Annotated in this window: 21 protein-coding genes and 1 pseudogene; 5 read left to right on the forward strand and 17 right to left on the reverse strand. The window is 44.2% G+C overall.

What is annotated here, in order from left to right:
* Positions 1-39 precede the first annotated feature (39 nt).
* The 6 genes from BLT91_RS10315 to BLT91_RS10340 form a co-directional block, all read right to left on the reverse strand.
* Positions 40-1,278, reverse strand: a complete 1,239-nt coding sequence (locus BLT91_RS10315) for a glycosyltransferase family 4 protein (RefSeq protein ID WP_090820591.1) — start codon at positions 1,276-1,278, stop codon at positions 40-42.
* Between the two features lie 374 nt (positions 1,279-1,652).
* The gene (locus BLT91_RS10320) at positions 1,653-1,946 is read right to left on the reverse strand and encodes a hypothetical protein (RefSeq protein ID WP_090820401.1); all 294 of its coding nucleotides are present in this window, start codon (positions 1,944-1,946) and stop codon (positions 1,653-1,655) included.
* On the reverse strand, positions 1,943-2,287 hold the full coding sequence (locus tag BLT91_RS10325) for an alpha-helical endospore appendage domain-containing protein (protein WP_090820404.1): 345 nt from the start codon (positions 2,285-2,287) through the stop codon (positions 1,943-1,945). The genes BLT91_RS10320 and BLT91_RS10325 overlap by 4 nt, the downstream gene beginning before the upstream one ends.
* Positions 2,288-2,310: 23 nt before the next feature.
* Positions 2,311-2,607 (reverse strand): hypothetical protein, encoded by a 297-nt coding sequence (locus BLT91_RS10330; RefSeq protein WP_090820406.1) that lies wholly within the window; start codon positions 2,605-2,607, stop codon positions 2,311-2,313.
* Between the two features lie 98 nt (positions 2,608-2,705).
* Entirely contained in the window at positions 2,706-3,137 is a 432-nt protein-coding gene (locus tag BLT91_RS10335; RefSeq protein WP_090820408.1) for a hypothetical protein, read from the reverse strand.
* Between the two features lie 207 nt (positions 3,138-3,344).
* On the reverse strand, positions 3,345-3,884 hold the full coding sequence (locus BLT91_RS10340) for a hypothetical protein (RefSeq protein ID WP_090820410.1): 540 nt from the start codon (positions 3,882-3,884) through the stop codon (positions 3,345-3,347).
* A gap of 190 nt (positions 3,885-4,074) precedes the next feature.
* On the opposite strand from BLT91_RS10340, the gene BLT91_RS10345 reads away from it, so the two are divergent.
* Complete coding sequence (locus tag BLT91_RS10345) at positions 4,075-4,761, forward strand: serine/threonine-protein kinase (protein ID WP_090820412.1); 687 nt, start codon at positions 4,075-4,077, stop codon at positions 4,759-4,761.
* 2 nt (positions 4,762-4,763) lie between these two features.
* Here BLT91_RS10345 and BLT91_RS10350 read toward each other — a convergent pair whose 3' ends face one another.
* Genes BLT91_RS10350 through BLT91_RS10370 form a run of 5 tightly spaced genes read right to left on the reverse strand, consistent with a single transcriptional unit; the run spans position 4,764 to position 10,573 of the window.
* Positions 4,764-6,086 (reverse strand): UDP-glucose dehydrogenase family protein, encoded by a 1,323-nt coding sequence (locus BLT91_RS10350; RefSeq protein ID WP_090820414.1) that lies wholly within the window; start codon positions 6,084-6,086, stop codon positions 4,764-4,766.
* 6 nt (positions 6,087-6,092) lie between these two features.
* Positions 6,093-7,229, reverse strand: a complete 1,137-nt coding sequence (locus BLT91_RS10355) for a glycosyltransferase (RefSeq protein WP_090820416.1) — start codon at positions 7,227-7,229, stop codon at positions 6,093-6,095.
* Between the two features lie 9 nt (positions 7,230-7,238).
* Positions 7,239-8,336, reverse strand: coding sequence for a glycosyltransferase family 4 protein (locus BLT91_RS10360; RefSeq protein ID WP_090820419.1), 1,098 nt, complete (start codon positions 8,334-8,336; stop codon positions 7,239-7,241).
* Positions 8,314-9,441, reverse strand: coding sequence for a glycosyltransferase (locus BLT91_RS10365; RefSeq protein WP_175532212.1), 1,128 nt, complete (start codon positions 9,439-9,441; stop codon positions 8,314-8,316). The genes BLT91_RS10360 and BLT91_RS10365 overlap by 23 nt, the downstream gene beginning before the upstream one ends.
* Before the next feature lie 28 nt (positions 9,442-9,469).
* On the reverse strand, positions 9,470-10,573 hold the full coding sequence (locus BLT91_RS10370; protein ID WP_090820423.1) for a glycosyltransferase family 4 protein: 1,104 nt from the start codon (positions 10,571-10,573) through the stop codon (positions 9,470-9,472).
* 373 nt (positions 10,574-10,946) lie between these two features.
* Here BLT91_RS10370 and BLT91_RS10375 point away from each other — a divergent pair, with 373 nt between their 5' ends.
* From BLT91_RS10375 to BLT91_RS10390, 4 genes and pseudogenes are all read left to right on the forward strand, one after another.
* Entirely contained in the window at positions 10,947-11,639 is a 693-nt protein-coding gene (locus tag BLT91_RS10375) for a glycosyltransferase family 2 protein (RefSeq protein ID WP_175532213.1), read from the forward strand.
* Between the two features lie 89 nt (positions 11,640-11,728).
* Positions 11,729-12,763: a glycosyltransferase family 61 protein gene (locus BLT91_RS10380; RefSeq protein WP_217635202.1), complete on the forward strand. Its 1,035-nt coding sequence runs from the start codon at positions 11,729-11,731 to the stop codon at positions 12,761-12,763.
* A gap of 12 nt (positions 12,764-12,775) precedes the next feature.
* Entirely contained in the window at positions 12,776-13,897 is a 1,122-nt protein-coding gene (locus tag BLT91_RS10385) for a glycosyltransferase family 61 protein (RefSeq protein ID WP_090820428.1), read from the forward strand.
* 64 nt (positions 13,898-13,961) lie between these two features.
* Positions 13,962-14,273: pseudogene (locus tag BLT91_RS10390) on the forward strand (hypothetical protein); the annotation flags it as partial.
* Between the two features lie 221 nt (positions 14,274-14,494).
* Here the strand turns inward: BLT91_RS10390 and BLT91_RS10395 are convergent.
* The 6 genes from BLT91_RS10395 to BLT91_RS10420 all read right to left on the reverse strand — a co-directional run bounded on the left by BLT91_RS10395 (position 14,495) and on the right by BLT91_RS10420 (position 22,445).
* Positions 14,495-15,283, reverse strand: a complete 789-nt coding sequence (locus BLT91_RS10395; protein ID WP_090820430.1) for a HipA family kinase — start codon at positions 15,281-15,283, stop codon at positions 14,495-14,497.
* A 20-nt stretch (positions 15,284-15,303) separates the two neighbouring features.
* Positions 15,304-16,677 carry a UDP-glucose dehydrogenase family protein gene (locus BLT91_RS10400; protein ID WP_090820432.1) on the reverse strand — a complete coding sequence of 458 codons (1,374 nt, stop codon included), beginning with the start codon at positions 16,675-16,677 and terminating at the stop codon, positions 15,304-15,306.
* Positions 16,678-16,778: 101 nt separating this feature from the next.
* A complete protein-coding gene (locus BLT91_RS10405) occupies positions 16,779-17,735 on the reverse strand; it encodes a GDP-mannose 4,6-dehydratase (protein ID WP_090820434.1) in 957 nt (318 codons plus the stop codon).
* The gene (gene galU, locus BLT91_RS10410) at positions 17,732-18,613 is read right to left on the reverse strand and encodes a UTP--glucose-1-phosphate uridylyltransferase GalU (RefSeq protein WP_090820436.1); all 882 of its coding nucleotides are present in this window, start codon (positions 18,611-18,613) and stop codon (positions 17,732-17,734) included. The genes BLT91_RS10405 and galU overlap by 4 nt, the downstream gene beginning before the upstream one ends.
* A gap of 37 nt (positions 18,614-18,650) precedes the next feature.
* On the reverse strand, positions 18,651-21,227 hold the full coding sequence (locus tag BLT91_RS10415; protein ID WP_090820438.1) for a glycosyltransferase: 2,577 nt from the start codon (positions 21,225-21,227) through the stop codon (positions 18,651-18,653).
* Positions 21,228-21,413: 186 nt separating this feature from the next.
* On the reverse strand, positions 21,414-22,445 hold the full coding sequence (locus BLT91_RS10420) for a mannose-1-phosphate guanylyltransferase (protein WP_090820441.1): 1,032 nt from the start codon (positions 22,443-22,445) through the stop codon (positions 21,414-21,416).
* Positions 22,446-22,482: the final 37 nt, after the last annotated feature.

Raw genomic sequence — 22,482 nt, forward strand, 5'->3', positions numbered from 1 at the left:
ATGATTTTGTGAAAATGGGACATCTAGCTAAAACTAACTCTATAGTAACTTCAGCTCCGTAAGCCGTTGCTTCACTTTTTGTCCTACAGCCAGAGGCGAGTACTCGGCGTGTATGGTTTTTTGACCATGATCTGCTATCAACTTTCTCCACTTCGAATCCTGCACCAGTCTGCGCATGTAGTAGGCAGCATGTTCAATATCCGGGTCTGCCCAGATTTGATGTGCTTTGTAAGGTCCAATGTCCCTACCCACGGAAACAAGACTGTAGTTCACTGGACAAGAATTGTCGGTGTTCATAAAATCGGTATTACCTGACCAATTCGTTCCAATGACAGGTTTGCCCAAGTACATCGCTTCAGCCAAGACGAGTCCGAAGCCTTCAGAACGATGAAGGGAAACAAAGCAATCTGTGGAGTTGATTAACGTATCTACCTTGTCACGGCTTAATATATCATCAATCAAATATATGTTGGCATATCCTTCGATTTGCTGCTTAATCTCTTCGAGATCTCTTGGATTGGAATTCGGGTTGTTTACTTTAATGACCAATCCGACAGATAAGTCATTTATCAGGAATGCCTTCTTGAATGCTTTAATCACGGCCTGGGGATTTTTTCTCTCCATTATGCTGTGCGTGTCATACATGGATAAGAATAGGAATTGCCCGCCCGGGAGCCCAAATGCTGCCCGATCAAACGAATCCGCATGTTTGACTTGAATTGCATGAGGAATTCTGATAACCGGCAAAGGGGATTTCTTCTGCACCGCATCTACTATAAATTGCGATGGCACCCAAACTTCATTGACCAACTCAAAGCTGCTGCACCATTCATCCGGAAATTCAGGCAGCTCCCACGCCCAGTAACCGATGTTGAACCTGTTGCGGAATACTTCCTTACCTAATGGATGGAACGGATAGTCGTAAGCAATACGCAAGTTATTTGCATTCATATGGAAAAAGTTAATCTTATAAGGGGCATGATTCATCTCCTTGTGAACCCAAGAACTATCTTCGTTTCTTGCGCTTTTGGCTCCACCGTCGGCGAAATCAATCATTCCGAAAGGCAGCTCTGCTGCTTCGAACGCCTTCGCCATTAAACGGCTTGCTTCCCCCAATCCGATTTCCGTACGAATGTACCCGATCAAATTCACACCTTCCTGTAAGTCTAAAGGGTTCGGGTTCGGGTTCGGGTTCGGGTTCGGGTTCGGCTCGACAAGCACTTCTTCCTTTTGAACAGCTAGCTCTGTGGAGGCTGTTTCGGGTTGCCTCTTTTTCATAGGTTTCGATTCCTTCTTCTTATAGTTTACCTTTAAGATTCCTTTCCGGTTGGCTGCCTTAGATCTACTGGTCTTTGGTGTGGAAGATTTCAGAGGCTGCCCAGGCTTTACGGAGTTTCCCCCTTTCCTCATACCACTTTCACTCCTTTCGTTTTTGGCTAGATGATGGATGTTCAAGCTGCTTCCTACCATACTATGAATGCCCATATGCAGATTCATATGCATTTACCCAGCTTGGCTAGAAATTGGCGAATGACTAGTATGAGTTTGATGAATTCGTTTATGGTAAAAAAGGGGACATGGACAAAGTCACAAGGAATGGGTTTGAGATGGCCTGTCCCAACAAAAAAAACCTCCTCATCTAATCCTTAGAATTAGGAAGGGGGCATGCGAACTGCCTTATAGGCTCCTGTATGTGGATTCAACCACGGATCAGCCGGAGTCCCTTTTTGTTTTTCACGGATTGAAATACCCGTTATCTTCCTCGTAAGAATCTGCTGATAGCGCACAATCGATTCCAGATTCTCGGCCACTTGCTTGGCCAGCGGGGGGGTTTCTTCCACGGATTGAGCCACGCTCTCAATAATTCGGGCCAAAGCACGTTGACTGCGTGCCAAAGAGTTTAATACATCTAACTTGATCCACTGCTCTCTTTCCCCGATCCTCATTTTTCTAACCCGCCGCCTAAACCGAACATATTACCAAGTCCTCCGCCAGCTCCAGCACCTGAAGTGTCTTCTTTCTCTCCAATAAGAATCTCCAAATTTTTGGCAAATGCTTCCTCCATCTTGGTTATTCCGTGAATGACAGCAATGAGCTGCTCATGGATATCGTGCGACTTTTTGACTTGCTCTGCATGATTTTCATAGGCGTCTGTAGATAAATGATGGCAGATCCAATTGCGGGATTTTTCAGCATGGATGGCTTTGGCTTCCAGGATTAACGCCACGTTATACTGAATTTTCGCCGCAGCCTTCAGAATGGACAAGCAACTATCTTCTCTGCTCACGATATTCGCCCCCAGTCTCGCCTTTACTCTTCACTTGATTCCTCATCCTCTTTCAATATCTTCATAATTGGAGCCAGATTATCGGCCAGCGCTTCCGTCAAATCAGCAAGACTAGTTAAATAACCGGTTACCCCTTTCGTTATCCCTAGGGAGTGTTCCATCAACGATTCAATATCTCCTAAAGAATGATCCTTATCCGGAATCTGTTCAACCATCGTAGCCATGTGAACAATCACGAAGCGTTTGGCTTCCAGGAGACGGGCCAGCTCATGCTGTGATCTCGCCATGTGCTTGAGTATCGAATCTATTTTTTCCTCCATGGTTGTTCCTCCTAAGGTCGGAGATCAAAGGCTCTCCTTCCGGAACTTTCTCATTTAGCATATGCGGATTTGCGCAAAGTGGGACTGCGATTTCGTCTTTACGACTCATTTTCATCATAAAGTGTGCCAATAAGATAGACCGGATTGGGGGTTCGAAGACTTATTGTACTTGTACCATCCGCAGCACCATTTTGAATTACAGTTGCAATCAGCGTGTAAGTAATCTTACCCTGATTGCCCGTTTCTGCGAAAACAAAGGAGGTTGTTGTGCCTTTCGGACTAACCAATCCAGCTTCAGCAGGCGTTAAATCAACACTACGGTCTCCTCCATCAACAGTCGAGTAGACCAGTTTCTTTGCTCGGCTCCCTACAGCTCGGTAAAGTTGGAATAGGATTTGGTAATCCCCGCCCCTTGAACCTTTGTTGATTGTCAATTGATGACTGATCGTCGCCATCACAACCTCACGGTCTTTGCTCTTGGCCCCTTTTAGCGTTACTGAACCCAGGTTATACGGTGTATCTACTACCATTGTCGTTGGAAGAGGGGGGAATTAATCCTGTACCATTTTCAAAACCTAAATATTTCACTCTTGCACTTCTCGCCATTTTCTTCCTCCTCAAATCATTATTATTGTAATAGATGCAAATGAAGAGCCCCTGTTGCTTGGACATTCCAGAAATAATATGTAAACCGCCCTCAGCGAAGAATGCGCTGAGGGCGGCTGACAAATTCAATATTAGCTTTCGTTTTCGTCGACGACAAAACCATTAAGTTCAAGAGAACCAACAGAAACAACTGGAGTTGTAATAGCAACCGCAGCGCCAGCAGCATTTAGTGCAGAGAAACCGGTTACTTCAGCTGTTAAAAAGTACGTGTGATTTCCTTTTGGTGCAAGGGTATCCGTAACCTTGAATGATGTTGTTCCTATAGCGGTAAATGTAGTGGCAGCAGCAGCTATTTGAGTTGCAAGGGTGTCACGAAATTGAGCAACCAGGGTTCCTGTATTAACAGCATCACGCCAAATTCGGTACGTAACAGTCAGGGTTGCAACAGTAAGAGCACCAGTTTGTGCTGGAATCGTCCCAGTGAAAGTAAGGTCGATAGATGCGGACAATACCTGTCTGTCGTCAGGTCTAATGTGCTTCAATTTTAGAGTAGCAAGCGTTGTTTGTGTGGCAGCCGTAGTTGCAACCGTTAATGGAGTGAGCGGAGTTACTCCTGGAATCGGCGGGAACTTGGAAAAATCATAATACTTGATCCGTGCTTCATCACTCATTATTTGTTCCTCCTAAAATATGATTATTTTTTGTACTACAGTGTAGTAGATGCAATTTAAGAGCAAATTGCTTGGACAAATGCAGGAAGCAATTGGTCTATTTTATAAAAAATAGGATGTTTCCCGCATTCCTTTACACCCAAGCATTCCCCTTCCACGTTCCATAAACTAGTAGGAAAAGCTTCCATTTATGAAGAAACGACGAATTGCACAGCATTTCATAGAAAAGGAGATGGATGCCATGTTTGATTTTAGAAAGATCATCGGAAGCTTCAATGAAGATAAGAAAGCAGTCATGGAAGATTTCAGAAATATAACCGTAACCGAAGGATCTCCTTTAATCATCCATAATCCAACCACATACAAACTGCTCGGTCAGGGTGCGCAAGGAGCTGTATTTCAACTTTCGTCCGACCGATGCGTGAAAATCTATGCCAGAGAAAAGGACGTATTAAGAGAAAAGAAAGTGCTTGCGGCAGCCAAAGCATCCAACTCCCCCTTTTTCCCTGAGCTGTACGAAACCGGGCGGAATTACGTGGTTATGGAGTTCCTGAAGGGGCCAACCCTTCCTGAATATTTGAAGGAAAAGAAGGCTTTTCCAAAATGGGTCGCGAACCAGCTCATTGAAATGCTGCAGGACATGGAGCGTTTAAAGCTCACTCGGCTCGATGCGAGACCCCGACATATTTATGTAGTGAAAAGCAAACGTCTTAAAGTCATCGATCACGTCTATTCTTACAAAAAAAAACATCCCTATCCCCGTAAACTCCTGGAAGAGCTGGGGCTCTTGGGATATAGAGATGATTTCATGAAACAGGTTTTAGAAGTGGATGCATTCCTTTATAACAAATGGATAGAGCTTCAAAATCAGAAATAAAGTTACCACAAAAGTCCCTTATAATAGCTGGAATCGGGAATCGTATCTGATATACGTACCAGATCAATTACCGGTTTAAATGGCAAGATGTCCGTCACCAAGGAATAGTACTCCTTGGTTTTTTGTGTGACGACAATCAAATCGGCGAATTCCTTGACTTCCTGCAAATCAGACGCAAGCAATCTGGCCAGATGAGGAACTGTAGATTCAATATACTGTTTATTAGTACCCATTAGCTGGGAGGCAAGCACATTTTGATCATAAATCTTGATCTCATAGCCTTTGCCAATGAGTCGTTCCAATAGCTTCACTACCGGACTCTCCCTCAAATCATCCGTTCCTGATTTGAATGCCAGACCGAGCACACCCACCCGAACCTTGCCCTCCGCCAAAATCAGTTCGAGCGCCCGTTCGATCAACAGGGCATTGCTGCGTTCAACCGAGGAAAGCACCGACATTTCCACATTCCGTGACCGGGCCATGGCATTAAGTGCTTTAAGGTCCTTCGGCAAGCAGGAGCCCCCAAAGGCAAAGCCAGGCTTCAGGTACGCCGGCGAGATATTCAAATGTCGGTCTTGACAGAACAAATCCATGAGTGTGTGAGGATCAACCCCCATCGAATGACAAAGCGCGCCAATCTCATTAGCAAATACGACTTTTAAAGCGTGGAACGAGTTATTGACGTATTTGATCATCTCCGCCACTTCTCTATCCGTCTCCAGTATCGGGGCGTTAATAGGGCCGTAGATTCGTCTCAGCATATCTAAGGCTTGCTCGTTATGCGTACCGATTAATGTGTAAGGCGGATGAAAGTAATCCTCAATACTCGTTCCTTCGCGTAAAAACTCCGGATTGCTGACGACGGTAAAATCCTGATCTATTCGCTTGCCGGATCGTGCTATGATGTGCTCGATTTCCCGGCATGTTCCAGGAGGAACGGTAGATCGTATGATGATCGTCTGGAAAGCCTCTCTTCCCTTAATGGCTTCACTGATTTGTTCAGCCACATGCCATATAAATGAAAGATCCGGGTATCCGTTTTTGTCGGAAGGCGTTCCTACACAGATCAGACAAATATCCGCCTGTCTGACTGCTGCCTGAATATCACTCGTTGCCGATAATCTGCCTTGCTTATGCTGCTCTTCAACCAATTCAGCTATGCCTTTCTCGATAATGGTCGGCTTTCCCTGATTGAACAGATCCACCTTATGCAGATTCACATCTACACCGATGACCTGGTTGCCGAGCTCGGCCAGACATGCTGCCGATACGCACCCTACATAGCCAAGACCAAAGACAGAAATTGTATACGAATGAATCGTCATTTGTTTTCATCCCCTGTACTTTTCTATTTCACGAATGACCTTCATGGAGGTTTCTCTCCGATTGTAAGTTTGAAGAAGCTCCTGTTTAGCCGCCATGGCTCTCATTTTTGCTTCTGCCTTTCTTTCCAGTACACGCCTCATTTTGATTTGCAAATCCTCCACGGAAGGTTCAGCCCAATAATGTCCGATAAACAGAGGGTTTTCATATTCTGAAATCTGGGTTAGTCCTTTGATGTCGATAAGGTAGGAATTGCGTTCATGCATAAAATCTGTATGGCCGCTCCAATTCGTCCCGATAACCGGCATTTCCATCAGCATCGCCTCAAAAAAAGGCCTTCCCCAGCCTTCTCCTCTAGTAGGAAGAACAAACGCATCGCACGCCCGGTATAGGCTCACGATGTCTGCAGGTTCTAACATATGATCGATGATATAGACATTCGGTCGTTTCTTTTTCGGTTTTGGATGGGCTTTAATGCACTGTTCAATGATATGGGTTCTACTGCTATCACGTATTTTGATGACCAATGCAGCTTGATCTTCAGGGGTAAATTCATTCAGAAAAGCACGGAGCAAAATATCATAGCCTTTGCGCTCCTTTACATCGAAAACGGATAGAAATTTGAAAGATTCAGGTACAGGCAGTGATAGATCAGGTCCTGCTGGAGAGAATTGACCGAAATCAAAAAAATTGGGAATCAGACGCATTGGAACCTTTACTCCGGATGAGGTAAATGTCGTCATATTGAACTTACTTTGCACCCAGACTTCGTTGAACTTGTTCAATGCGGGCACCCAACTGCTTGGGATCCGGTCTGTCTCGAACGTGGTTCGGGCAATGTTAATTCGAAATTCGGGATTGTATCTTGCATGGGATCCAATCCAGTTATAGATATACATATCGTTAGAAGTTAAACGGTTGTTCTCAAACGAGGAAATATATTTGATCTCTTTCGGATGCAGCGCCATTTGTTTGTCGGATGAGTCCCTTACGTAAATTCGCACACGATATCCTGCCTTATCCAGTATCCTGAGCAGGCTACGGTTCCCTTCCGCGAGCCCGTGTCCGTTATAAAAGATACCGTCGAGCAAAATATTCACCTGCTTCCTCACCTTTCGATTCCATTCGTTTTCATTTGATTGCATGTGTCCTCTTCATTTAAACAAGTATTGATACTTGTCAATTTCCCGAACCACGCTTCTAGCAACTTTGCTCATATTGTATCTGTTTAAAAGATCTCTGCGCGCTTTTTGACCGATCGCTTTCGCCTCTTCAGGATGCTCGTATACGTATCTCATTTTTTTCTGCAGGTCCTTGACCGATGGTTCCGCCCAGAAGTGTCCGTTAAACATGGGATTTTCTTCTTCAATTTGAGTCAAACGTTTTACACGAATTAGGTACGAATTTTCCTCATTCATGAATTCCGTATGGCCGCTCCAATTCGTGCCGATTACAGGCATTTCCATCAGCATGGCTTCAAAAAAGGGCCTTCCCCATCCCTCTCCCCTTGTCGGAAGCACGAAGGCATCGCATAAGCGATATAATTTGAGAATATCCTCCATGGGCAGCATATGATCGATGATATATACGCGAGGCCATTCCTTCTTTGGCTTGGGGTGGCACGCCATAAACTGCTCGATCGCGTCGCTTTTACTGTTGTCCCGTATTTTAATTAACAATGCAACGTTATCGTTTCTTGAAAATTCATTGAGAAAAGCTTGAAGCAGAACATCATAGCCTTTGCGCTTCTTTAAATCAAATACAGACAGAAATAAGAACGATTCAGGAAATGAATAACTTAATTGAGGGCCTTGAGGGGTAAACTCGCTCAAATCGAAAAAGTTAGGAATCAATCGTAATGGAGCGGTCAAACCGGAAGAGGTAAAGGTTTGTTGGTTAAACTTGCTTTGCACCCACACCTCATTAAACTTGTTCAACACAGGCACCCATGAATCGGGAATCCGGTCGGTTTCGAATGTCGTTCGAGCAATGTTGACGCGATAATCTGGATTATAACAAACATTGGAGCCTACCCAGTTGTACATATAAATGTCGTTCGAAGTTAATTTTGTATGCTCGAACTTGGAGATAAATTTCACTTCTTCCGGAGGCAGCAGCTTGTGTTTCTCTGCCTTATCTCTGGCTGAAATGCGTACACGATATCCGGCTTTGTCGAGTATCCGTAACAGAATACGGTTTCCTTCGGCAAGTCCGTGCCCGTTATAGAATTTACCATCCAATAAGATGTTCATTATTTCCACCTTCCTTTAGGTGAAACTTATTGATCTCTTTCATCACCCTCTTAGCAACTTCGTTCATATTGTAGCTAACAAGCAGATCGATTCGCGCCTTTTTACCGATTTCCTTGGCTTCATCAGGATGTTCGAACACAACCCTCATTTTTTTCTGTAAATCATGAATCGAAGGCTGTGCCCAAAGATGTCCATTGAACAGCGGAAACTCATTATTCTCAATCCGAATCAACCTTTCGACCTTAATTAGGAATGAATTCCCTTCGTTCATAAAATCCGTTTGCCCGCTCCAATCCGTACCTATCACAGGCATTTCCATCAGCATGGCTTCAAAAAACGGCCTCCCCCAACCCTCCCCCCGCGTAGGAAGCACAAACGCATGACACGTTTTATAAAGCCCCAGGAGCTCTCGGGTAGATAACATTTGATCGATGATATAAATGATGGGCCTTTCATTTTTCAATTTCGGGTGTTCGTCGATAATGCTTTCCAAATTGTGAATGCCGGCACTATTACGAACTTTGATGACCAGGGCAGTGTTGTCGGTATGCGAAAATTCATTTAGAAATGCTTGAAGCAAAATGTCGTATCCTTTGCGGTGCTGCAAATCAAAGACGGCCAGAAATAAAAAGGACCTGGAAACAGGCAGTGATAAGGGCTTCACATTTAAATCATAGGCATGTAGATCAAAAAAATTGGGAATTAGCCTAAGCGGGACACTTACGCCGGATCTTGTAAACGTGCGCACATTAAAGGAACTCTGCACCCACACCTCATCGAACTTATTTAACTCCGGAACCCAACTGCTGGGGATCCTGTCAGTTTCAAACGTCGTTCGCGCAATATTAATACGAAAATCCGGATTATATTTAATGGAGGATCCTACAAAGTTACAAATGTAAATATCGTTGGAAGTCAATTTTTTTTTCTCAAATGAAGAGATGTAAGCAATTTCTTTAGGATCCAATACAAGGTTCTTTTCATGCGAATCTCTGGCAAGTATTCGGACACGATAACCGGCACGATCCAAGATACGCAGCAAAATGCGATTTCCTTCAGCGAAGCCGTGCCCATTGTAGAATATACCTTCCAACAGAATGTTCATGAACATCCACCTTCCTTATAGAGGATGCTTACATCCGGAATTTCTCAATTTCCTTGGCAACCTTTTTGGCGACTTCCTGCATGCTGTATTTCTGTAAAAGCTCACGCCGTGCCCTTTGACCGGTGGCCTTCGCTTCTTCCCGATGTTCAAAGACAAGCCTCATTTTCCTCTGCGTATCTTTTGTTGAAGGCTCCGCCCAATAATGTCCGCTGTACTTGGCTGGATCCGGATGATCTTTCAAGCGAACAGGCACTAACTTTTTCACGCGAATCAGAAACGAATTCCCCTCATGCATATACTCTGTCTGACCGCTCCAATTCGTTCCAATGACGGGCATATCCATCAGCATCGCTTCAAAAAAAGGCCTTCCCCAGCCCTCGCCACGAGTAGGAAGTACAAAAGCATCGCACGCTCTGTATAAACTAAGCAGCTCTGGTGTCAGCAGCATCTGGTCAATGATATGGATCGCCGGCCGCTCCTGTTTCGGTTTAGGATGGGCTTCAATGAGGCTCTGCAGTTTCTCAACTCCTTCGTGATTGCGAACCTTGATGACAAGAGCCACATCTTCATTCAGCGAAAATTCGTTCAGATACGCACGAAGCAGCACATCATACCCCTTGCGCTCAATCAAATCGAATACTGACAGAAATTTGTACGAGTGAGTCAAAGGTAGAGGTAACTTGTCACCTTGCGGAATATACAAGGAATCATTGAAGAAATAAGGGATGAACCGTAACGGGACCTTCACGCCCGAAAACTCAAACGTTTTTTTATTAAAATCGCATTGGACCCAGACCTCGTTAAATTGATTTAACGTTGGAACCCACGAGACTGGCAATCGATCAGTTTCGAAAGTTGTGTGGGCGATATTGATACGAAAGTCCGGATGTGAATGAAGCGCTGAGCCAGACCCCCGAAATAGAAATATATCGTTGGACGGTAATTTCGTATGTTCAAAAGAGGATAGATACTTAATCTCCTCCGGTGTCAGTGCTATGCTTTTGTCGGATTCCCTGTCCCTGGGCACAATACGAACACGGTATCCACAATGATGTAAGATGCGCAGGAGTGCCCGGTTGCCCTCCGCATATCCGCTGCCGGTATAGAAAAAGCCTTTAAATAAGATATTCAATCACGGGTCACCGTCCTTACATTCAAGTTTAGCTCTAGACCTCTATCTCCAATATATTTGCACCATAGAGTGCCCGTGTTGGGCAAAAACCCTGGTATATATATTCAATTTGTTAATTTTGTAAAATCTATTTTAACGGACTAGTGAATAAGCCCCTCTCTATACAGAAGTAATTGCATAACATACTACTATACACACAGCAGATGCTTATTAAGTAAGTTTTGCTGCGCAAAAACGTAAGCTTACGATGCCAGTTTTTTTGGCAAAAAACTCCAAGCGTAAGCTTACGATGCCAGTTTTTCTGGCGAAAAACTCTAAGCGTAAGCTTACGATGCCAGTTTTTCTGGCGAAAAACTCTAAGGAGGTTTATGCCATGTTCCAAGACGTATCTGTGCTTATACCTTATAAGTCGGACAATGGTCCAAGAGATGCGGCCTTCAAATGGATTAAGAAGTTTTATAAGAGAGCGCTGCCCGAAGCCGAAATATGTATCGGAGAAGATAACAGCGAGCTCTTCAACAGATCTAAAGCGATTAATAATGCCTTCAAAAAATCAACAAGAAACATCATTGTCATAGCCGATAACGATACGATTTTCGATCCGGAATTGATTCTCAAATCTATCAAACTGCTCGATGAGCATGCGTGGGTCGTACCGTTCCATAACGTGCTCAACATCTCCGAGGAAAATTCCAAAAAAATTTACGAAAGCAAAGCAAAATGGCCTTTAAAAGTGAAAGTGAAAGACTATCGCTTCAAAGACTTCTCGCGCTGGGCTGGTAAATTAAATGTGCTGCCTCGCAAGGCGTTCAAAAAGGTAGGCGGATTCGATGAACGATTTGTAGGCTGGGGCTGCGAGGATACTGCATTTTCTTTATCTGTGAATGCCATCTGCGGAAAATTTAAGAGGCTTGATACCGATGTCTATCATCTTTGGCATCCCTATGTAGGAACGAAAGGCAACCCAAATCATGATGCCAATAATGAGATCCTTAAGAAATATCAAAAAGCCAAAAATAAAGAAGATATGAAGAAACTTATTCAAGAGCGAGGAAACTACGTATGACACTATCCGATCGCGATATCCCCCCCAAAAAAGATTATCTAATTATAAAAAAATGGTTCAAGATAAGCGAATCCTCTAAAAACAAATTGATGCAGTTTGATTTTCAACAATCTGTCCCTTTTTTGGAACCGAAAACGATCGAAAAAAAGCTCCATTGGTATTTTCGCAGATGCTCCGAGCGTTGGAAAGAGAACACTTATTACCCTAAAATCAATGTCGCCGTAATTGAGAACGGCCGAATATATGGAGCCAGGGGAGTCGTTTTGACGCCTGAGAATAAAGTAATCAGACACGTTTCTTACCCGGATATTCTCAAAGGAAAGGAACAATTGCCCGAGCCTCACTATACGAAAAAAACAGTCGCCGTCCTGTCTTTCAGATATCCCAACAACTATTTCCATTGGATGTTCGATGTTCTTCCGCGAATCGCATTGCTCCGCAAAAGCAAGATACTCATTGATAAATACGTCATTAGCCCTCCAGGTAATTTCCCTTATATGGAGATGCTGAACGCTCTAGGAATCCCGAAAGAGAAAGTGCTCATATCTAGTGAAAATTTCCATCTAAAAGCAAAAAGGCTGGTTGTTTTCGATAAATTTTCCAAGTGGATGCCTTATGCGCACATATATCCGGAATGGACCAGCCAATTTCTGAGAGAGGCATTGTCCAGCTGCAGCACGAAGAGTGCTTCCAAAAATTTCGAACGCATCTATATTAGCCGTGCTCATGCCGGAGGTCGCAAAATCAGGAACGAAGAAGAAGTGCTGGCACTTCTTAAAGCATATGGGTTTCGATGCATTCATCCGGACGCCATGACGTTTGCTGAACAAGTTTTTATGTTTAAATCGGCCAAAGTAATCATCTCTGCACATGGAGCCTCGCTGGCAAATCTCGTTTTCGTTAACCCTGGAACTAAGCTAATCGAAATCTTTTCCCCGAACTATGTAAGGGATTACTACCTGGGCATCAGCAGTCATATGAAGCTGGACTACTATTATTTGATCGGTGAAGGCAAGCGTCCCCCTAGAGATCATAAGTATACGAAAGCCTTGTATGAGGATATTACAGTAAACCTCGAGTCATTAACGAAGATATTGGAAAAAGCAGACGTTCACAAAAAATAATGAGGTGAGAGCATGGGAGAAATGATCAAAATGACTGCTCCCACCGGCTATTACGAGGTTGTCAAAGATTGGATCTCCGCAACAAAATTAAGCAAAAAAAAGCATATCAAAAAGCTTCACTTTGACAATCCGGTTATACTAACGGAACCTATTGGTCTGGAAGAACCGAACTTCTGGACGGTACGCTTCTCAGAAGCTGCCGCCCCTTTCAGACAGCGCAATGGAATCGTAGACATTATACCGGGAGGAAGAATTTTTGGTGCAAAACCGGACATCCTGACACCCGATCATAAGTTAATTTGGAAACATTCTCGGGAAAAATATAAACTTCCTGAAGAGCATTCCATCTTTCAACTAAACAGCTTGCCTTTAATAAACCAAAACTATGACACCGTTGCCTTGCTGAGCATTATGGACAGCGGTGTGTATTATCACTGGATGTTGGATGTCCTTCCGCGTCTTCATATGCTGAAGTTATGCGGTATTACACCAAGTCGTTATGTCATTAACGGTAAAAAGCTGGCTCCCTTTCAATACGAAACGTTGGAAGCACTTGGCGTTTCCAGAGAAAAGGTAATCGAGAGTCACGATGGACTGCATCTGCAGGCTAAGAAGCTCGTTATTCCTCATTTTACGAGAGGCATCCGGCCAAGATGGGTATGCGACTACCTTAGACAAGAACTAATGATTAACAAAAATATGAAGCCAATCCGCGGTTTCGAAAAATTATTTATCAGCCGTACAAGAGCATCAAAAAGGAAACTGCTGAACGAAGCTGAAGTATATGAATATCTTAGGCAATTCGGGTTTCAAAGGATTGTTCTGGAAGATTTGTCTGTCTCCAGTCAAATACAACTATTCGCCTCAGCCAAAGTTATCGCAGCGCCTCATGGCGCCGGTTTGACAAACGCGCTGTTCAGCAATCCAGGTGCGACAGTCATTGAGTTCTTTGCGCCAAGCCTTGTTCATAATTGCTATCCGATTTTGAGCAGTCTGGTCGGACATAAACACTACTACATCATCGGCGAAGGTGAAAGACCTCCCGAATATGTCGATCCACACGATAGAAGTGCGGATATCACAGTGAACATGAAAGACCTCAAAAAGATTTTGAAACGATCTGGTATTGTGTGATAAAATCACCCTGCTCAGTTTAGGATATGGACTGGCAATGTGCATACATTTACCTTATAATCAGATGCAAGAGACGAAGAACGTCCCGTTCCATTTAGACAAGTGGAAACGGGGCGTTTTCTATTTTTATAAGTATATCCATTATCATCTCAAAAGAAGAACGGGGGAGCGCCGGGGTCGGCTGGAGAGGGGGCATCGTCACGGTGAATCGCTGTTTCTAAGCAACGTCTGGTGGCCGCTCTGGGGAAGTTTCGAAGCTCTCCATCCGGAGTATGAAGTACTTGATTGGCGAGGTAGATTGAACCGCGAAACGTTCCTTCATGCGATGGGATACCACGTCATCTCATTCGCTTACGACGACGTCAATCAGCGACCGATTTAGATGGAGGAATTCCAGTTAGGTTCATGCCTCAAAATGTCTCAGTCAAATTAAGTGGAGGGTTTCCAGATAATGTTCAGCTCGGAGGGGGCAATGGAGTGTTCTTACGCGATATGTACTCGGGGCATACAATCTCACCTTAATTCCCCAATTCATGACAAATATCCGTATGCGAGCACCCGATCTGGGACCACATACGGGATATTTGTTTTTTACAGCTATTTCTTTCCTTTTACATACCATTTGATATAATCATCAATTGTTTCGGGCAAAGCTTTTTTTGCATATTTGATATGTTTGTAAAGAATTTCTTTATCCTCGTCCGTAACGAGCCAATCGCCGGACATGGAATGAATGAGTTCATAAATCTCGTCGTTTTTGATTTCCATGATTCTGTCTACAAACGAACTTAACTGTTTCTTGTTGTCCAGAAGCGTATTGCACCAACGATAAACTTCTTTCTTTCTTACCTTGAGCGGCAAAAATTTTCTCTCCGGATTCGTCGTAGATATATTGAAACAATTGGCATGATCGATCATCCGGAAGTCGTATTGCTTGCTGCCGTCGTCAGCGGGCAGAAAAAGCAGGTTTTTCGGATTTCGGTCAGAATTGCCTACCCAATGGTCAAATACAATGAGTCCGGCAATCTGATCCACATTTCTGATTTGTTCTTTGGTTATGTTGCTGGATAAATCGGTAAACATCATCGTATCCTCAATAAATCTGCTGGCAAACTGGTTGCCTGATTTAAAGCCAACTTTGGCTAACTTCTCATTGTGCTTAATAAAGCTTCCTGAAACACGCACTATTTTGTGATGCGGGATAGGTAATTGGAGACGGTTTGCCAACGTATTCACGATGTATTCATAAGTCACTACCCAGTTCCCTTGAGGATTATTCTTGAACTTAACTACGTACTTATGATTATCGCTAAATAATATCAGATGTGGTGAGGATCTCCCGCCGCTCATAGGTCGTATATAGGAAACAGGCTTTATTCTGCCCATGCTCTACTCCCCTCTTCAACTTACTGTATTCCTAATCCTTCATACATAAATCCCAACTCGGCAAGATTCAGTTTCTTTAAATAGTTTCTCGTATCGAGAATATAACGATTTCTCATCTGCCAGTAGATCGTCTCCCAGTTCAACAGACGGTACTCATCCCAGTGTGTCAACAGCACAAGAGCATCCGCACCAGCTGCCGTATCTGTCGGCCGTTCGCAGTATCGAATGGGCAGGTGACTGTTCATCTGTTGGAACATCTCCATTCCTTTGGGATCATGCACCGCCACATTCGCCCCCAGGTCTACAAGCTTGCCGATAATGTAAGAGGCTTGCGTATGGCGGGCATCGTCTGTATTCGGTTTGAAAGTCAATCCAAGAATGCCGATGTTTTTGCTGTTTAAGGACGTTAAACTCCTTTGTATTTTTTGTATACAATAATCGTGCATACTCACATTCGATTCGATTGCCGCTTTTACAAGGGAAAGTTCAGAGCCATACTTTTGGCTTTCAAACAATATTTCCGCCGTATCCTTGGGGAAGCAGCTGCCGCTCCACCCGCTGGACACCTGCAAAAATTTATTCCCGATCCGCGAGTCAAGCCCCATTCCGTGGGCGACATCCAACACATTGGCGCCAAGCGAATCACAAAGCCTCGCTACCTCGTTAATATAACTGATCTTCACGGAGAGAAAGGCGTTCGATACATATTTAATCATCTCCGCACTCTTAGTATCCGTTTCGAAGTAAACAGCTTTCGGAGAATTAATGTTATACGGAAAAGCGAAATGTTCGAATAGGCCGGAATAATCGGTCCGTTCCACCAAAGGGGCATAAAGTTTCTGCATCACTTTCATAGCTTTGTGAGAAGCAGTGCCGATGACGATCCGATCCGGGAAGAACACGTCTTCAAGCGCATAACCCTCCCTAAGAAATTCAGGATTGCTGACCACCGCAAAATGCCGATTGTTATGCAGTCCCGAAGCTTCCTCGATGATCGATGCAACCAAATCCGACGTGCCGACAGGAACCGTTGATTTATTCACGATAACGGTGAATTTGCCAGCATTAAGATGCTCCCCTATGCTTCGCGCTGCAGACCTGACGTACTTCAGATCAACGGTACCGTCTGATTTCGAGGGTGTGCCGACCGCGATAAATACCACATCGGCATGATACACACAATCATAAGTTTGTGTTGCAGACAGCAGTGAAGTGCTTACCATTTGCGAAACACATGATGCCAGTCCTGGCTCATAAATGGGGCTGTTGCCCCTATTAATCTCCTTTACCTTACGTAAATCCGTATCGATAATGGTTGTAGGATACCCTAGAACGGCAAAAGCTGTTCCCGTCACGCTGCCTACGTAACCAGAACCTACACATACAACCTCCACGACGTTCCCCTCCACCCTGGTGCGACTATTACATGCTCGGTTAAGTGAGTCGTCACCTCGGCGCGACTTCTTACATGCTCGGCTATGTTAGTCGTCAACCTTTACTTTGACTGTTGTTCTCGGTATGCCTCAATCGTACGACGCAATCCTTCCGGAAAATCAATGCTCGGCTCCCAGCCTAATAGGGTTCTCGCTTTGTCGATCACAGGACGTCTTACTTTCGGATCGTCCTTAGGAAGAGGGTTAAACGTAAGGCGGCTGCCCGATTGTGTCATGCTTTTGACCAGGTGCGCCACCTCAAGAATGGAGATCTCAACAGGGCTTCCAATATTGATCACCTGTCCGTTCGCTTGCTCACATGCCATCATAAGCTGTAATCCTTTAACCGTATCGTCCACATAACAGAAGGAACGGGTTTGCGTTCCATCGCCATACACCGTTATCTCTTGATCAGTTAGAGCTTGGGTGACAAAATTGGAAATCACTCGACCGTCATCATTCCGAAGGCCTGCTGAATACGTGTTAAAAATACGGGCAACCTTTACCTTCAATTCATACCGATGCGCATATTCATAACAGAGTACTTCGCCGAGCCGTTTCGCTTCATCATAGCAGGCTCTGGGTCCCCACGTGTTGACATTGCCCCGATACTCTTCATGCTGGGGGTGAACTTCCGGATCTCCGTAGGCTTCACTTGTGCTCGTAAAGACCATTTTGGCCTTGTTGCGCAATGCCAATTCGAGCATATGTTTCGTGCCGAGGGTATTGACTGCGATCGTAGCAAACGGCTCCGCCTGATAAAACTTGGGCGATGCCGGCGACGCCAAATGATAGATTTCTTCAACCCCATTCAGTACAGGCATCAACAGCGTGGCTTCCTCAGAGACGTCACACGCGATGCAAGTAAAAAGACCAGAATCCGATAACTCCTGCACATTTCCCTTTTTCCCTGTGGAGTAATTATCCAGTCCGATGACTTGGACGCCTTGTGAGATTAACTGTTTTGCTAAATGGGATCCCAGAAACCCCGCCGCACCCGTAATCAATACCTTTTTCAATTCCAATCACCCCCTTCTGCTAACAAATGGCGGAGATATTTTTTAAACTCCTCTTGCAATGATTCATTCTTACAAGCCAGCTCCACCGTAGCTTTCAAAAATCCCAATTTATCTCCGACGTCGTAAAGCTTACCCGTAAATTTGTATGCATACAGCGGGCGGAATTGAATCAGCTCTTGCAAAGCATCCGTCAGTTGAATTTCTCCCCCGACTCCCATTGGGATATTTTCTAATATTTGAAATATTTCAGGTTCCAAAATGTATCTTCCAACGATAGCCGCATTGGACGGAGGGTTCGTAAGCGGTTTTTCAACTAGTTTGTGTACCTGATAAAGCCGATCCCCAATGAGCTTCCCATCCACGACACCGTACTTGCTAACCTCCGACCATTCCACCTCATCCACGGCGATAACGGAGGCTTGCTTCTCTTCGTAGATTTGCATGAGCTGCTTGAGACAGGGGATATCACTATCTATGATCATGTCCCCAAGCAGTACGGCGAAAGGCTCGTTACCGATAAATTTACGTGCGCACCAAATGGCATGGCCGAGTCCAAGCGCTTGCTTTTGCCTCACATAATGAATTTCTACAAGATTGGTAATGTCATCAACGATTTTCAGCAGACTCTGTTTGTTTTTTTCACGCAAATTGAATTCGAGCTCAAAATTGATATCAAAATGATCCTCAATCGACCTTTTACTGCGACCGGTTACGATCATAATATCTTCAATCCCTGATTCAACCGCTTCTTCTACAATATATTGAATGGTAGGTTTATCAACAATCGGCAGCATTTCCTTAGGCATCGCTTTCGTTGCGGGAAGAAACCTGGTTCCTAAGCCAGCGGCAGGGATAATCGCTTTTTTAATCTTTTTCATCACATTCCCTCTTTCTTTCCGGCTGTAACGTAATAACTTAAAACTTGCCTCGCACAACCAAGTGAAGTCCAGGTTTCTTTCGCGCTGATATTCTGGGTACGTATACACCATGATTTCTCAGCTGATCCTGCATCCAGGTTTGGGCAAGCTGTGTGCATTCCCAGGTAAAAAGAATGCTTTGGCTTAATTTCGTTTTACTCTCAACCATGTGTTTGAAAATCGGGTATTTACGAACAGGCGGTTTACGTCGTGACACACTTTGACTGGACCACGACGATTTAATTCGGTGAACGCGAAGTACCCTGGTAACAGCCGGGATTTGCATGACGGCGCTTTGAATGACGCAGCCCTTTGGAAGTTCGTTCAGATTAAACGAGAAATAGGATACCGGATTCATCCCTTGTTGAATGCGCCGGTAACGGTTAGGCTGAAGATATATGGTGCGGGTGGTTTCGACAGAAGCATGTGAAGTATTTGTGGCATCTGTAAGCGTGCCGATAGCAGCTGTACGCCATTCTGTCCATCCTTCTTGCCATTCGTCATAAATACCGTTTTCCACGATACGTTTAAACCTTTCCACATACCGTGTAACAGGATGATGATCAGCAACAAAGCTTCTCGACCGTTGTCTCAACTGTTTGCGCAGATTTTTATCTGTGTAAAGCCGATGCATGGTAAGAAATAACTCATCTTCCACATTGTCATCATGATGAATTTTACAAACCACGTCGCCCGGCAGCTCTGAATAAGCATCGATATCCGATACGATAGCCGCTTTGCCATGCGACAAAACGTCAAGCAGCGTCAACGATGATTCTCCATCCGTAGGATTGTGCAATTGGATGCAAACATCCGAATGGCTTAGCATTGTTTGGTATTCAGCTTGCTCCACATACCCCATAAATTGAACAATGTGATCTAGTCCTAGCGCGCTTACAAAAGACTTCAGCTTTTTCAGATAACGAGACGCTCCATTGCTGGCGATGGTATAACGAATATCTGTAAATCCTTCTTCATACAGCCTTTTCACGCAGCGAATGGCGAGCTCAATGTGCTTGTTTTCTTCCATACGGCCAAAGCTGGAAAACACAAAATCACGATCCATCAAGAGCGAGATCATAACAGGAAGTTTTTGCGGCAATCGGCATAATCCTACATTACGATAACCTTTGTTTAATAAAAATCTTTGCGCATATTGATTATGAACAATAATAGATTTGGCCGACTTCAAATAATCATCAATGTCATCATCTGAACATTTATTCAAATAAAGATCGTGTAAAATGACAACTCCCGGGTATTTTTTCACATATGGAACCATGTAGGCGTGATTTTTGCTATTACCTAGTTGAAACATCACCTCATCGTATTGATGGGCTTTCTGCTCGAATACATGGTGTTTAAATATGCGCTTTATTTGATCATCCTCAATCTCGGGAGGCAATAAAGGTTCATACCCTTCATTAATGAACAAGTCGCATTCATAATTTTCTTGAAAAGAAGGTAAGATGACATTCAGATAATGGGCTATTCCGCTTTTGAGCGGTGTGAGTGGCGAGAATATGGCAAGTTTTTTACGCAAAGCATACTGATAAGCTTCCAGAACCTTAGCACCTGCCGAATACCAATCAAATTGATCGGTTCGATCAAAGCCTTTGCTCCGCAAATTGCTCCTTACTTCCTCATCTAATAAGCATGCAGTCAACCCTTGTCTAATAGCTGCTCCATTGCTTGGATGGACCTGGTAGGCTGCATCGCCAGAAATGGTAAGGAAAGGAGAATGTGCGAAAGTAAGCACAGGTGTACCGCATGCCATCGCCTCCAACACAGTTACTCCGGAACCCTCATCTTGTGATGGATACACGAATAGCTGGGCACCGTTATACAGCTTTATGAGCCTGCGATCGGACATCCCATTCAGCCACAGTACATCTTGATTCGTTCCAGTTCGCCCTGCTTCTGCCAATAGCGATTTCTTATCAACATTATTCAAGTCGCCTGTGATCACCAATTGATAGTGTCGGTTCATCTGGTCATTCACCTGTCCAAAAGCTTTGATCAGTTTAGACACATGCTGCCTGTCAGTCACATCTGCCGTACTCATAACAAATGGTTTGAGAATGCCAAACTTACTCAAGGCTTCGTCATCGTTTGGCACCCGTTTAAATCGCCTGCCCGCTCCGCCGTATATCAATTTAATTTTCTCCGGGGCAATCCCAGCAGTACGTATGGCTTCCTGCTTGATCGATTCGCAGTTAGCCAGAATCAAATCACACGATTGGATAAAATCGATTTTGTCCAGTTCTTCGGGTATCATCCTTTCTTGCAGAAGCACAGCCACCTTCGTCTTACCAAACCATGCTTTTCTTAGGGGAGGTAACCTCTTTTCAAACGGACTGAAGATTTGAAAAAGGTCAATCGCACGATTATTCAAAAATCGCTCCAGCTGAGCCTGAATGGGCAGGGCGTTAGAACCCGTATCCGGGTAAAAAGAATGGTAGGTGTGACTTGGATTTTCCTTTCGAATCGAACGGATCAATCTTCTGGCAAATTTACCCACTGATCGATGTTTGGATTCCGTCAGTGTAAATGACATATCAAATGCGATATTCATGTGTTCACCACCTAATATAGGGATCTTTGAGCGCAGCTCAAAGTCTCTCCTTTTTAGGGATCTTTGAGCGCAGCTCAAAGTCTCTCCTTATTTGGACTTGGACTCTTTTATTTTTCATATAGTATGCATACATATGAAAGCCCATATAGACCGTTAACCAGATGCCTTGGAAATTTGGCGTTTGTCCTACATGGATTTAAACATTGATGATTCCATCATGTTTATGGCGATTTTGATATTCTGCTCCTCCGATTTCCGGCAAACGAGCAATCCGTCTTTCGTGGAAACGATGATCAGATCATCCACGCCAATCGCAATCACTTTCTGATTTTCCGCATAGATAATCGAGTTGTTTGCACGAAGTGGATAAACCTCGCCAAACATCAGATTTCCCTGATCATCTTTAGGGAATACCCTTTCCAATGCCACCCAGGAGCCAACGTCGTCCCAAACAAAATGGACCGGTATCATGTACACCGTCTCCGCTTTTTCCAGAATGGCGTAATCAACGGATAGTTTGGGTAGAGTTGCGTAAACCGTTTCTAAGGGCTCACCCGATAACCAAAGCTTATTCCACATGTCTCTTTGATACAGCTTCATATAATAATCAATCGTGGATGGTTTCCAAACAAAAATACCGCTGTTCCAATACGTGTCAGGCTCAAGAATCAATTCGCGAGCTTGCTGCTCACCCGGTTTCTCAACGAAATTCAATACACGTTTGACTTGGCCTACTATAGTCTCAGAAGCTGCGCGTATATACCCGTAGCCTGTCTCGGGACGTGTGGGTACAATACCTAAAGTAATAATCGATTCTTTCTTCTTCGCTAGCCATTCCGCTTCCAACAATGCCTTCATTAAAGCTTTATCATCTGGAATATACTGATCCGAAGGTGCCGTTACTAACACATCATCCATATTTTGCTGTAAAAAAAAACGTGCAGTTAATGCCATGCACGGTCCTGTGTCCCTCTGTTCAGGCTCCACTATCAAACGGCTCGGATCTAAGTGCGGCAACTGCTCACGGATCAAAGGTATATAAGATGATCCTGCAACAACGTATATATCCGCCATGTCTACATGCTTAAGAAATCTATGGTAAGTTTGTTGGAGCATGCTCTCGTGGGAGGTCAGCTCCAAGAATTGCTTAGGTTTCGATTCTACGCTTCGTGGCCAAAACCGCAATCCTTTACCTCCAGCCATAATCACAACTTTCATCAGAGACTCACTCCTTCAAAGCATCAAGGATTCCTGT

This window comes from Paenibacillus sp. yr247 (assembly GCF_900103825.1).
GTDB lineage: Bacteria > Bacillota > Bacilli > Paenibacillales > NBRC-103111 > Paenibacillus_E.

What these genes read in the sequence shown, in the direction of transcription:
- BLT91_RS10315 (WP_090820591.1), bottom strand. Translation starts at nt 1,278, where the DNA reads ATGAAAAAGAGGCAACCCGAAACAGCCTCCACAGAGCTAGCTGTTCAA.
- BLT91_RS10320 (WP_090820401.1), bottom strand. Translation starts at nt 1,946, where the DNA reads ATGAGGATCGGGGAAAGAGAGCAGTGGATCAAGTTAGATGTATTAAAC.
- BLT91_RS10330 (WP_090820406.1), bottom strand. Translation starts at nt 2,607, where the DNA reads ATGGAGGAAAAAATAGATTCGATACTCAAGCACATGGCGAGATCACAG.
- BLT91_RS10335 (WP_090820408.1), bottom strand. Translation starts at nt 3,137, where the DNA reads ATGGTAGTAGATACACCGTATAACCTGGGTTCAGTAACGCTAAAAGGG.
- BLT91_RS10340 (WP_090820410.1), bottom strand. Translation starts at nt 3,884, where the DNA reads ATGAGTGATGAAGCACGGATCAAGTATTATGATTTTTCCAAGTTCCCG.
- BLT91_RS10345 (WP_090820412.1), top strand. Translation starts at nt 4,075, where the DNA reads ATGAAGAAACGACGAATTGCACAGCATTTCATAGAAAAGGAGATGGAT.
- BLT91_RS10350 (WP_090820414.1), bottom strand. Translation starts at nt 6,086, where the DNA reads ATGACGATTCATTCGTATACAATTTCTGTCTTTGGTCTTGGCTATGTA.
- BLT91_RS10355 (WP_090820416.1), bottom strand. Translation starts at nt 7,229, where the DNA reads ATGCAATCAAATGAAAACGAATGGAATCGAAAGGTGAGGAAGCAGGTG.
- BLT91_RS10360 (WP_090820419.1), bottom strand. Translation starts at nt 8,336, where the DNA reads ATGAACATCTTATTGGATGGTAAATTCTATAACGGGCACGGACTTGCC.
- BLT91_RS10365 (WP_175532212.1), bottom strand. Translation starts at nt 9,441, where the DNA reads ATGAACATTCTGTTGGAAGGTATATTCTACAATGGGCACGGCTTCGCT.
- BLT91_RS10375 (WP_175532213.1), top strand. Translation starts at nt 10,947, where the DNA reads ATGTTCCAAGACGTATCTGTGCTTATACCTTATAAGTCGGACAATGGT.
- BLT91_RS10380 (WP_217635202.1), top strand. Translation starts at nt 11,729, where the DNA reads ATGCAGTTTGATTTTCAACAATCTGTCCCTTTTTTGGAACCGAAAACG.
- BLT91_RS10385 (WP_090820428.1), top strand. Translation starts at nt 12,776, where the DNA reads ATGGGAGAAATGATCAAAATGACTGCTCCCACCGGCTATTACGAGGTT.
- BLT91_RS10395 (WP_090820430.1), bottom strand. Translation starts at nt 15,283, where the DNA reads ATGGGCAGAATAAAGCCTGTTTCCTATATACGACCTATGAGCGGCGGG.
- galU (WP_090820436.1), bottom strand. Translation starts at nt 18,613, where the DNA reads ATGAAAAAGATTAAAAAAGCGATTATCCCTGCCGCTGGCTTAGGAACC.
- BLT91_RS10415 (WP_090820438.1), bottom strand. Translation starts at nt 21,227, where the DNA reads ATGAATATCGCATTTGATATGTCATTTACACTGACGGAATCCAAACAT.
- BLT91_RS10420 (WP_090820441.1), bottom strand. Translation starts at nt 22,445, where the DNA reads ATGAAAGTTGTGATTATGGCTGGAGGTAAAGGATTGCGGTTTTGGCCA.